At 40.7% G+C, this 11,719-nt stretch carries 10 protein-coding genes; 4 read left to right on the top strand and 6 right to left on the bottom strand.

The window, feature by feature from the left end:
- The first annotated feature begins 2 nt into the window (after positions 1-2).
- Positions 3-428: an acyl-CoA thioesterase gene (locus NWP17_RS16290; protein ID WP_280655920.1), complete on the top strand. Its 426-nt coding sequence runs from the start codon at positions 3-5 to the stop codon at positions 426-428.
- Here NWP17_RS16290 and NWP17_RS16295 read toward each other — a convergent pair.
- The 3 genes from NWP17_RS16295 to menA are packed head-to-tail and all read right to left on the bottom strand — an operon-like array spanning position 411 to position 3,742.
- The gene (locus NWP17_RS16295; protein ID WP_280655921.1) at positions 411-1,811 is read right to left on the bottom strand and encodes a 2-succinylbenzoate--CoA ligase; all 1,401 of its coding nucleotides are present in this window, start codon (positions 1,809-1,811) and stop codon (positions 411-413) included. The genes NWP17_RS16290 and NWP17_RS16295 overlap by 18 nt on opposite strands.
- Positions 1,805-2,788: an o-succinylbenzoate synthase gene (locus NWP17_RS16300; RefSeq protein ID WP_280655922.1), complete on the bottom strand. Its 984-nt coding sequence runs from the start codon at positions 2,786-2,788 to the stop codon at positions 1,805-1,807. The genes NWP17_RS16295 and NWP17_RS16300 overlap by 7 nt, the downstream gene beginning before the upstream one ends.
- Before the next feature lie 48 nt (positions 2,789-2,836).
- Positions 2,837-3,742, bottom strand: a complete 906-nt coding sequence (gene menA, locus NWP17_RS16305) for a 2-carboxy-1,4-naphthoquinone phytyltransferase (protein WP_280655923.1) — start codon at positions 3,740-3,742, stop codon at positions 2,837-2,839.
- A 201-nt stretch (positions 3,743-3,943) separates the two neighbouring features.
- On the opposite strand from menA, the gene NWP17_RS16310 reads away from it, so the two are divergent.
- Entirely contained in the window at positions 3,944-4,096 is a 153-nt protein-coding gene (locus NWP17_RS16310; protein WP_280655924.1) for a hypothetical protein, read from the top strand.
- A complete protein-coding gene (locus tag NWP17_RS16315; protein WP_280655925.1) occupies positions 4,093-5,508 on the top strand; it encodes an isochorismate synthase in 1,416 nt (471 codons plus the stop codon). Before NWP17_RS16310 ends, NWP17_RS16315 begins: the two co-directional genes overlap by 4 nt.
- A gap of 29 nt (positions 5,509-5,537) precedes the next feature.
- Here the strand turns inward: NWP17_RS16315 and NWP17_RS16320 are convergent, their stop codons facing one another.
- Genes NWP17_RS16320 through NWP17_RS16330 form a run of 3 tightly spaced genes read right to left on the bottom strand, consistent with a single transcriptional unit; the run spans position 5,538 to position 11,103 of the window.
- On the bottom strand, positions 5,538-5,732 hold the full coding sequence (locus NWP17_RS16320; RefSeq protein ID WP_280655932.1) for a hypothetical protein: 195 nt from the start codon (positions 5,730-5,732) through the stop codon (positions 5,538-5,540).
- A 36-nt stretch (positions 5,733-5,768) separates the two neighbouring features.
- Complete coding sequence (gene pgmB, locus NWP17_RS16325; RefSeq protein ID WP_280655926.1) at positions 5,769-8,690, bottom strand: beta-phosphoglucomutase; 2,922 nt, start codon at positions 8,688-8,690, stop codon at positions 5,769-5,771.
- Positions 8,680-11,103, bottom strand: coding sequence for a sucrose synthase (locus NWP17_RS16330; RefSeq protein ID WP_280655927.1), 2,424 nt, complete (start codon positions 11,101-11,103; stop codon positions 8,680-8,682). Before NWP17_RS16330 ends, pgmB begins: the two co-directional genes overlap by 11 nt.
- 109 nt (positions 11,104-11,212) lie before the next feature.
- Here NWP17_RS16330 and NWP17_RS16335 point away from each other — a divergent pair.
- Positions 11,213-11,719: Uma2 family endonuclease (locus NWP17_RS16335; RefSeq protein ID WP_280655928.1), on the top strand; the 507-nt coding region annotated here is incomplete at its 3' end.

Here is an 11,719-nt window from a genome sequence, read left to right on the forward strand (position 1 = left end):
TCATGTCTTTTACTTATAACCGGACTATTCGTTTTCAAGATACAGATGCTGCCGGAGTAGTTTATTTTGCTAATGTATTGTGTATTTGTCATGAAGCTTACGAAGCATCTTTAGAAGCATCGGGTATTGATATCAAATCTTTTTTTACTCATCCATCAGTAGGCTTTCCGATTCTTCATGCTAATGTAGATTTTTTCCGCCCCATGTTCTGTGGGGACAAACTGACCATTAGTTTAATTTCTCACCAACTGGGTGGGAATAAGTTTGAGGTTATTTATGATATCATAGTTGAAGATGTCCTAGTGGCTAAAGCTGTGACTAGACACGTGTGTATTAATACCATAACTAGAAATAAGCAGGATTTATCCGCTGACATGATCCAGTGGTTAGAAGCAAACCGCCCAGACCCATCAGGGGATATCTTGTAGATATTCCCTAGTAATTTTTTCTAGGTATTGGCGGTTGATTTTTCCCTGGGAATTGCGGGGTAAAGTTGGTACAGAAATCCAATGTTTGGGAATTTTGAATTTACTGAGTTTCTTCTGTAGTTCTGCTTGCAATTTTAAGCTACAAACCCGGGTATCTTTGGGGATATAAATAGCTGTTACTGCTTCCCCCCAGTATTTATCTGGTACGCCGATGATACAAACATCAATTACCATTTCAGTTGATCTAATTGCTGCTTCAATTTCCCTAGGGTAGATGTTTTCACCGCCCGTGATGATTTTGTCGCTACTGCGCCCCACAATATTTAAATAACCTTGTGAATCTAAAAAACCTAGGTCGTCTACCTGTAAATAATCAACCTTTTCCCAGATGTGCGGATAGTAGCCCAGGGCTAATGATGGCCCTTGAATGGTGATATTGCCAATTTTATTAGCATTTAAAATTTCACCTTGTTGATTGCGAATCTTGACCTGTGCGTGTGGGAGAATTTGACCACTGTTGATTTTACCATTGAAAAAATCTTCTGGTTTAAGAGTGGCAATTTGAGAAGCTGTTTCCGTCATTCCATAAGTAGGCGCTAAACTGATACAGTGAAATCTGGCTTTTGCCAACAGTTCATCCCAGGCTGGCGCACCTCCTAAAAGTACAGTTTTAAATTGAGATAGCCACTTGGTTAATTCTGCATTTTCTAGTAACCGTTGTAATTGTGTGGGTACTAAAGATATAAAAAAATTACCCGGTTGAATATAATCTAGTTGACCAGATCCTAAAGTTTTAAATGGTAGGATAGCTAATTTGCCTCCTGTGGTGAAGGAACGCATAAACTGCATTAAGCCACTCACATGGTATAGCGGTAACACACAAAAAGAATTGACTGGCGTTATCTTAAAATATTCTGTAAATCCCTGTACAGATGCCATGAGAGTTTCCCATGTATGGATAGCAAATTTAATCTTTCCCGATGAACCACCTGTGGGAATCATGATCAATGGGTGAGAGGATAGATGATCAATTGCTGCTGCACAAGGTGGGGAATGGGTGGAGATGTTTATTTGTTCTCCGTCTCCCCAAATCAAGTCAGGCTGTACTAAATCTAAAACTTGTTGCCATTCCTTCTTACCCCAGTGTGGGTTACACAGAAAAACCTGACAACTAGCAGCACAAGCGGCCATGAAACCAGCTATAAATACCACTGGTTCACGTTCCGCGAGTATGATTTTAGGAGTTCTGCCCAAGGCAAATTTAGCCTGAGCTTCTAAATATAATTTACAGGCTATTTCCTGGAGTTGATAGTTATTTTCACAAATCAGAAAATCTCTGTTACTCAGTTCATGCCAATAAACTATAGGTGGTTGTATCAACATTTAAATAAGCTGTGTTCAGCACTTTCTAAAGAATTATTCATGCCAAAACCAACCGACCTATTTGACCGAGATAATTCTGCTGCTAGTTGAAGTGCTGCTTGTCTGCCAACAGATGTTTCAAATACTGAAGAAAATACCGCATCAATTTTATGTTGTTGGCAAAACTGCCGCAGACGAGAAGGTGAACCCGCTATCCCTGGTTTAATCACAAAAATCCCCCGCCAACCTTTTTCAAAGCAGTCCTGAAGTTGTGTTAATGTAGCAACAGATTCATCTAAGGCGATGGCAGTTTTAAAATTAGCACTCAATTCCAGCATCTCTGAAAACTTTTGCACAGGTAATGGTTGTTCAATAAATTCAACATTTGTTTGAACATGGTCACAAATCTCTAGCCAGAATTTAGCTTCTTCATAGCTCAGTCCAGCATTGGCATCTAATCGCAATTTAGCAGCAGGTGGTAAACTACGGGTCAATAACTCAAAAATTTCCAACTCCTTAGTAGTTCCATCTACGCCAATTTTCCATTTAAACGTGCGATATCCTCGTTTCCACAGGGTTTTCCATTGGTTTAATGCCGCTTTTCCAGCTGGTAACAAACCAGTATATGTCAAAGATTCGGCATCCGGAGGAGAAGAACTGGGGAATAAGGGAAAAGAATCTTCCCGAACTGGCCACTTCCCCATTCCTGACAACGCCGACTCAAAAGCAAATTGACAAGCAGGTAAACTATCCGGGATGGAGAAAATAACCTCTTCTGTGATTTCTCTCGGTAACTTGCAGCAAAAATCTAAAGCCTGTTTTAGAGTTTCCGAACCAAACCAACTAATAGGGGCAATTTCTCCCCTTCCATAGCTACCCCTAGGATCACCCAGATGGATAATTATACCCTCACGGCTATGCCACATCCCATGACTAGTAACTAGGGGTTGTAAAAACCGTCTGCGATAGCAACGAAAATCAAAATGATAAACTTTCACTCTCCAGCCCTCTTGGTTTCTGGGTTAAACAAATGCGTGAAACAAATTTTATCCACCCACCAACATAAATCCTACACCTAATAGCAAACAACACCAAAAATGGATATTCACCGCAATAAATTTACAATTACTTACCTTGTCCGGCAGATGATGATTTTGTTGAACATGGCGGCATAACTGGAAAGCATAAGGTAAACTCAGCCAACTCAGCAACGTCCACCCTGGGAACATTCCCCACCACACAAACAGCAAAATTAAAGCATAAATACTACCTGTACACCCATACAGCACTTGGGCTGCTTTTGCTGTACCCAGACGAACAACAGGCGATCGCTTGCCGGCTGCTATGTCATCCTTAACTTGGTGAAAGTGTGAACAAAATAAAATTAAACTCGTGGCCATGCCCACAATCACCGAGGCTGCTAAACTAGTCATTGACCAACTTTGAGTTTGGCTGTAATATGCTGCTGCTATGGCCAAAGGGCCAAAGGCAAAAAAACAAATAATTTCCCCTAAACCCTGGTATCCTAAGCGAAAGGGCGGACCCTGGTATATGTAGCCCAAGGCGCAGCATAGGACAATTAAACCCACCACAGTAGGGTCATTTTGCCAAATACCGATGGCCATTATTCCCAGTAACCCAGTCACTAAACACAAGTTGCCTAACCAAAATATTAATAGCTTATTGCCGGTTAAGTTGACTAAAGAATGATGTTTATTTTTGTCAATTCCTGTTTCTGAATCAAATACATCATTACTGATATTTTCCCAGGCTAAAATTAAAATTGCCCCGGCTATAAAAGTAGAAAATATTGCTAAATTAAAATTTTTTGTTTCTGAAAAAGCTACTGCTGTTCCTACCCAAATGGGCATGATAGCAACACTATACATGGGCGGTTTAATTGCCGCCATCCATAATTTAATTTGAGGATTTGCCGCTGGTTTTTTCGTCATCAGTCGTGATTAAGTCTTGATTATAGCGAATTTTGCCCAAGTGAGGTACATCCTTAGCAGGCAAGATGCCGACACTACAATACTTTGATCATTTTGTATCTCACGTGTTTAAGAAATGCTATATGTTGAAATGTTGTTATCAATCAAAACTTTATTCTATACTAAGCTGTGTAAGATTGAGCAAAGGAGGTGAGGTTATCCATGTCAGTGTTCGAGGCGAAGCTAGAGGGAACTGCTGAAGAGTATAAGCTGCTAGGTAAAGCTATACGTACAGCTAGATTCATTTTAGCTTTAGCTGGGGGAGGATGTAAAAAACTTAACTTTAAAATAACTTTACTATTGCTAGATCCATGACAGTTTTACCATGTCGCCGCAACTTGTTTGTCAACCACCAGGAATTATACTATTTTCTGTTAAACGTTCAAGCCAATTGCCTCAAGAATCATTCTCGGCAAACTGTGAGTATTTCCCTCACCCTTGACTGGGTAGATCCCCTAGTCGTGTTAGATAAACTTACCCAAGTAGATAAAATAAATTTTTACTGGGAAAATCAGAGCCAAGGACAAGCGATCGCAGCCATTGATACCATAGAAAAATTAGAAATAGATGGTAAAGAGCGTTTTGACCAAGCGGAAAATTTTATCAAATCTTGTTTAAAAAATATTATTAAGTTTGGTAACAGTAATTCCAATTTTGTCACCCCTCACTTTTTCTGTTATTTCAGCTTTTTTGAGCAAAATTCCCAAATAGATTATCCATTTCCATCAGCGACAATTTTTCTCCCTCGTTGGCAAATAGCAGTTAAAAATCACAACTGCATATTAGTTAATAATGTAATTATCAAAGCCAATACCAACCTAGAAAATATTATCCAGGACTTGGATGATAAGGTTAGCCAAATTCAGTCTTTAGAATATTCTTTTACTAATTGGCAACAATTACCAAATAAACTAAGCCAACAATCTGTCACCCATGCTGAAGATTTTAAACGGGCAGTTGCATCAGCAGTAGAAAAAATTAGCTCTAGCTGTTTAAGTAAAATAGTCCTAGCCAATGCCTTAGATGTGACTTCAAGCCACTTTTTTCAAATCTTCAAATCATTAAATAATCTCCGTAAAATCCATCCCAATTGTTATATTTTCTCCACCAGCAACGGTAAAGGGCAAAACTTTATTGGTGCTAGTCCAGAAAGATTAATTAGCATTCACAATCAAAAATTAATCTCCGATGCCTTAGCAGGTTCTGCACCCAGAGGTAAAACCCCAGCTGAAGATGCTGCTTATGCCAACCTCCTATTAAATAGCATCAAAGAAAGACACGAACATTCTTTAGTGATTGATTTCATTAATCAACGCCTAACCGAGCTAGGTTTGTTACCCCGAATATTAGCACCGCGCCTGAGACAATTATCTAACATCCAGCATTTATGGACACCAATTACAGCCACCGTTCCTGATGACATCCACCCCTTAAAGATTGTCTCCCAACTGCATCCCACCCCAGCAGTTGCCGGTGCGGCTAGAGATTTAGCCTGTGCTGAAATTCGTCATTACGAAAACTTCGAGAGGGGGTTATATGCTGCGCCTTTGGGTTGGATAGATGCTGACGGTAACTGCGATTTTATAGTTAGCATTCGTTCCGCCCTCATAGATGGCGATCGCGCCAGGCTATATGCTGGTGCTGGTATCGTCGCCGATTCAGACCCTGACCAAGAGTTGGCCGAAGTGCAGTTAAAACTACAAGCATTATTAAAAGCTATAGTTTAAAACCTAGTTTAAAACCCATTGGTCAATTTTCAATCATTTCTTCTATCAGCCGGATCACCTTCAAAAGGTTGAACTCCTGTAGCTGGATAGTCATCATCTCTGGGGCTAAAAATTCTCGTAAATGCACCCAAGATATAGTTAATTACTTGCTGAAGAATATTTTTCATTGATTGAAGTATTTGCCCTATTTGTCCCGTTCTTCCCGTTCTTCCCGTTCTAAACATAAAATCATCTCCTTAGAAAAAATTGCCAATTTATTCTCACCGCTGCACAGTTTCTCTTAATTGCTCTTGCAAATTTGCCCACCTCACACCAGCTAGGCTAGGCAAAACAACATGAGCCTCACTGACTCGTTCTTCGGGACCTAAACCTACTGCCCACATACCAGCTGCTAAAGCAGCTTCTACACCCGCAGCCGCATCTTCAAATACCACACATTGGCTTGGTAGTACTCCTAATTGCTGGGCAGCATAGAGAAAAAGGTCTGGTGCTGGCTTGGGTTGTTGGACACTATAACCATCGGCAATAGCATCAACTTGGTCAGCAATGCCCAAACGCCGCACCACCATCTGGGCATTTTTGCTAGCTGAACCAATGGCGATTTTAATCCCCTGTTCTCGCAATTCATTCAACAAACTTATTGCACCTGGTAAGACATCCTTGGGTGTGATATTGGCAATCATTTCCACATAGTAGCGATTTTTACGCTCTAACATTTCCTGAATTTGTGACTCTGAATATTTTTTATTTTTAATAATCAACATCAACGAACTGCGACGGGATATACCTCGTAATGCTTCATTAGCTTGGCGATTAAACTCCATACCTTCTTCGTCTGCTAGTTTCTGCCAGGCTTGATAGTGGTATTCTGAGGTATTGGTTAAAACACCATCTAAATCAAATATCACCCCTTGGATATTCAAAGGGAGAGAGGATAAAGAAGAAGCAAACAAAACAAATCCTTTGTTACTTTCCTCCCGGCTGACTGGTTGAGGACGAATATCAAACTCGTGCCATTGACCGCGCCAATGCAGTTTGAACTTTAAACCTGTCCAATTGTGGGGTAAATGGGGATTGGCTATAGGCTGACTTTCTGTTAGTTGAATCCCAGCAAAACCAAAAATCACAGCTTGCCAAATTCCACCAGCATTAGCCCCATGAATACCCTCTGCGGTGTTACCTCGGATATCTTCTAGATCCACCATTGCTGCCTGCATAAACCGTTCATAAGCTTCTGCTGATTTGCCTAAGTCCGCAGCTAAAATGGCATGAATTGCCGGACCGAGTGATGAGCCATAAGTAATATCAGTGCGGGGGGCGTAGTAGTCCCAATTTGCTTGTAATGACTGTTGATTGTAGGGAAAATCTGCTGATTCCCGCATCAAGTACAACAGCATTAATACATCTGGCTGTTTGAGTACTTGGCATTTATTGGTTTCTTCTATACCCAAAATCGCCTGTATGGACCGTGTGCGTGGTTCATAGTGGTTCAAGTTAATATTTTTTAATTGGAAAAATCCCTCAAATTGCTCAATTAATCCTGTGGAAGAGTCGTAAGGAATCCACAGTTTAGCGGCGATATCTTGCCAGTGGTTTTTTATTTTCGGGGTCAGTTGTAGTTTGTCTTCTAAATCTCTAGCTCGTTGTGGGAAGTTTTTATGCAGCCAATCATCAACTATGAGGGCTTTTTCTAAATGCCATTGCACTATGCGGTTGGTAAAGGTGTTATTGTGTACGAATTCGTGATACTCATCTGCTCCTATGACTCCACGAATTTCATAGCGGTTTTGCTCAGAATTAAATTCAACTCGACTAGCCCAAAAGATGGCAGTATCTAAAATAATCTCTGCCCCGTACTTTTCCATCCAGTCATCATTACCGGTTGCTTGCCAGTAGTACCAGATAGCATAAGAAATATCAGAACTAATGTGAATTTCGTGATCACGACACCAAATTCTGATATCTTCACCATAAAAATCACTAGGCAATGACCAACGTGGTGTTACTTCATCCCCTGTAACAGCACTTTCCCAAGCATACATTGCTCCCTTATAGCCATAATGAGAGGCTTTGCGTCGCGCTCCATTTAAAGTGTGGTAACGATAACTGAGTAAATTACGCGCTAGTGTCGGTTGGGTGAAGGTAAAAAAGGGCAGAATAAAAATTTCTGTATCCCAAAAAATATGACCACGGTAGCCAAACCCGGAAAGAGTTTTAGCGGGAATGCTGACTTTTTCATCATGTCTCGGAGCGGCAATTAGCAGCTGAAACAGATTATAACGAACAGCAAAAGCAGCCTTACTATCCCCGGAAATCACAATATCACTATACTGCCAAACTTCATCCCAGGCTTGGGCGTTGGCTTGAGCTAGGGTGGTGTAGTTTGGCAATTGGGCGAGTTTTTGTTGGGCTGCTGAGACTGGTTGGCTAGTATCCCGTGACGTGAAAACTGTAACAACTTTATCTACTGTTACTGTCTGCTGTGTTGTGGCGAAAAAAGTCGCGCCTAAAGTAGGGTAGCCAGGGGCAGTGTGTGCTGTTAAAGCTGCTTCTGTTCCCGATATTACCAGCCTGGCTGCCATGCCTATATCAATGTGGGAACCGCGAGTCCGGCTGTGTAACCATATTCCCGGTTCTGTTTTACCCTGGTCTATTGCTTCCCAGTGATTAAAACCCTGGGTTTCAGGGTAGCCGTTAATACTGGCTTGAATCTCAATCATGCCATCAAAGTCTACGGGGGTTATTTGACAGCGTAGCCCTAATACGTGCTGGTCAGCTAAACTAGCAAAGCGTTCAAAGTGAATGTCTATGGTTTTACTACTGGGGCTGCGCCACCGCACAGAACGAGTGAGATTGCCTTGACGCAGGTCAAGTTGTCTATCATATAGCAATATCTCTCCCTGATCCCAACGGAAGCGATCGCCATTTATACTTAGTACTAATGGTAACCAGTCTGGACAGTTAGCCAGTTCTGTATAAACTACCGGAACATCATCATAGACACCGTGGATAAAAGTAGCCGGTAATGCACGAATATAACCTTCTTCAAAACTGCCCCTTGTTCCCAAGTATCCGTTACCGATGGTAAAGACGGTTTCTCTAGCGTGTAACTGCTCAGGATCAAATTCAGTTTCAATTAATATCCAATCTGTATATATAAAATGATTATGACTATTTTTCATGATAACTCTGCATATGTTTTTCTAAAATTTTTTCGGCTCTCGGTTTAAAAATCAGGTGAAATAACATTTCTATATATCGATGTTTAGCTGCGTTATTTTCCGGAGCCGCAAAATTCCAAAAGCTAAATGTTTTCGCTAACAATAGTATTTGACTGGTGTTTATTTCCCAATTATATTTATTCAAAATTCGCTGAATCATACTCTGGGAAACTTCTGCCCAGCGTTCTGGTTGAGTATCACATTGATCAATAAAGTTTAAAATTTTCTGGGCTGTTGCTTCTAAGTCTGTAGGATTAATATGAAATTTATCTTCTCGTTCTTCAATAATTTCTAAAGCACCGCCAAATTGAGTAATGAAAGTTGGCAAACCGGAAATCATTGCTTCTAGAATACTCCGACCAAAAGCCTCAAAGCGGGCAAAGTGAACATAAATTCCCTTGGCATCAGCAATTACTCTATAGGCTTCTCCCAGGTCACGGCTAGGCAAGCGCATTCCTATACAGCGAATCTTGCCCTGGAGATTATACTGATTGATTATGTCATGAAGTCTTTGGATTTCCCGCGCTTCATCTGGGTTTCTGGCTTGGTTTGGATATAGTTTACTAGTTAATAATATCAGGTTACAATGTTCTTGTAATGCCTGATTTTTACCGAAGCATTCAGCCAAGCCGGTTAGATTTTTAATGGCGGTAATGGGTGCAACTGTGAGGATGGGGCGCTTGGTAGGATGATCTAAATAGCCTAGGATTTGCTGTTGTTCACGGTGAAAAATTAAATCATATACCTGGCTGGTAAGTTCCTGATCTCGCTTTTCTGTTTGGCTATAGGGGAAAAATATTTTTTCACTGACTCCCGGTGGCACCATGTTAAATTTAGGGCTAAATAAATCAATGCCATCAATTACATGATATAGCTGGGGCATGGTAAAACACTTGTAAGATTCATACTGACCTATGGTGTCTGGTGTGCCGACAATTTCTTGATAAGATGAGGTAATAATAAAGTCGGCAGCATTCATACTAATCAAATCGGCGGTGAATTGTGCCGAAAAATGATAATGCTCTTCTAAGTCTTGCCAATATAGATTACTAAATAAATGTTTTGGTTTTTCTAAAGAGTGGGCTATATTACACTGAGTGACTTGTAAGCGCCGGGCTAAAAGTGAAGTGACTAAGTTACCATCACTGTAGTTACCAATAATCAGATGGGGACGACCTAGGAATTGAGCTAATAGTTCTGTTTCTGCATCTATGGCAAATGTTTCTAAATAAGGCCAAATTTCATATTTAGAAATCCAATTGCTGGTAATGTCAGGATTGAATTCCCCAAAGGGAACCCGTAATATCCAGGCATTGTCAGTATCTTTGACTTTTTCTAGCCGCAAATTACACTCTGTACCTTCGCAGTTAGGAATCAGTCTAGTCAGTATGATGACATGGGGTTTAATTCCTAATAAGTCCAGACCAGCTAGTTTAATTTCTGCTTGCAGCTTATTTTCCAGGCTGCGGGCTTGTTCTAAGACATAAATTAGCTGACCGAGTGTTTCATCTCTACCTAAAACATCTTGTTGACCAACCCAACCGTGTATGGAAACGAGGACAACCCGGAAAATAGCAGGGACACGATCAAAAAATGCTTCTAAAATAGCTGGTTGGGGGTTGTAAATCAGGTGTTCTAAAAGTTCTAGGGTTTCGGATATGCGCCCAACTGTATTACCCCACCCTGGTTCAAATCCCATTTGTTGGAGGTGAGAGCGAAAATTGCTGTAGGGTTCTTCAGGGGGACGCTGATCTAAAAATTTCAGGGCTTGTTTAATTTGTTTGGCTAGGTGAAGACCCGAAGGAATGCGATCGCTAATCAGCAGGGGTTGATGATCATAACTGAGTTGATATAATGCTTGGAATAATACCTCTAGCCAATAATCAGTGTCATTAGATAATTGTTCGCATAAATAACTATTCAGAAAGGCTAAACCTTGACCAATGTTTCTGGGGTCATTAATTCTGGTGGATTTCTCTGCAAAGGGTTGAAAATCAATTTCCAGAATGTGGGGTTGATAGCGATTCACAAGGCGATCGCTTACATCTAACCACCCTTGGGGTGTCATCTGCTCAAATCCAGAGAAATCTTGTTGGAGTCGCCATACTTCTTGACTGGCAATCCTAGGGCGGACAACAAACCAAGTACTTTCTTCTTCTATAATCATTTCATGGGTATTATGAATTAATCTGCCGAGGGAAGAAGAGTGATAAAAATAAGGAGGCTTCTGGGAATGCTGACAGTATGTCCCAAAAGCAGATAAAATCTCATTTCTTAAAAAGTAATGTTTACCTAAAGCACTTAATTCTAAAATAAACTCATGTAGGGCGATTTTTTCATCTCTTTCTAAGGCAGCCTGCAACAGTTCATACATGATTAATTTCAGCAAACTACATCTGTATGCTACAAAAGTGCTTAAGCTGTTCACATCTAGCTAGCGGATGAAATCCCAGTAACAAAGTCTATACATGGAGGTTTGTAATATGGTTGCTTCCCCGGAAATTTACCTCACTCCTGAAGAATATCTACAAATGGAGGAACAGAGTAGCACCAAACACGAATATATTGATGGCTACATCTACGCTATGGCTGGGGCGCTAGATTCCCATGTTACTATTGCTGGAAACCTGTTTGCACTACTGCGTAATCACCTACGGGGTTCAGGTTGTCGCGTTTATATTGCGGATATGAAGGCGAGAATTGAATCATTGAATCGTTTTTACTATCCTGATGTGATGGTGACTTGTGACCAACGAGACCAAGCAACACCTGCTTATAAAAGATTTCCTTGTTTGATTGTGGAAGTTTTATCTGATTCTACTGAAGCCTTTGACCGGGGTGATAAATTTATTGATTATCAGGTGATGGATACTTTGCAGGAGTATGTTTTAATTAATACGAAACGTCGGCGTATTGACTGTTTTCGGCGTAACGAACAAGGACTGTGGGTTTTACAATTCTACTCAGCAGAACAAGATTTTTTTCGGCTG

The sequence above is a fragment of the Chrysosporum bergii ANA360D genome, assembly GCF_029891735.1.
Taxonomy (GTDB): domain Bacteria; phylum Cyanobacteriota; class Cyanobacteriia; order Cyanobacteriales; family Nostocaceae; genus Umezakia; species Umezakia bergii.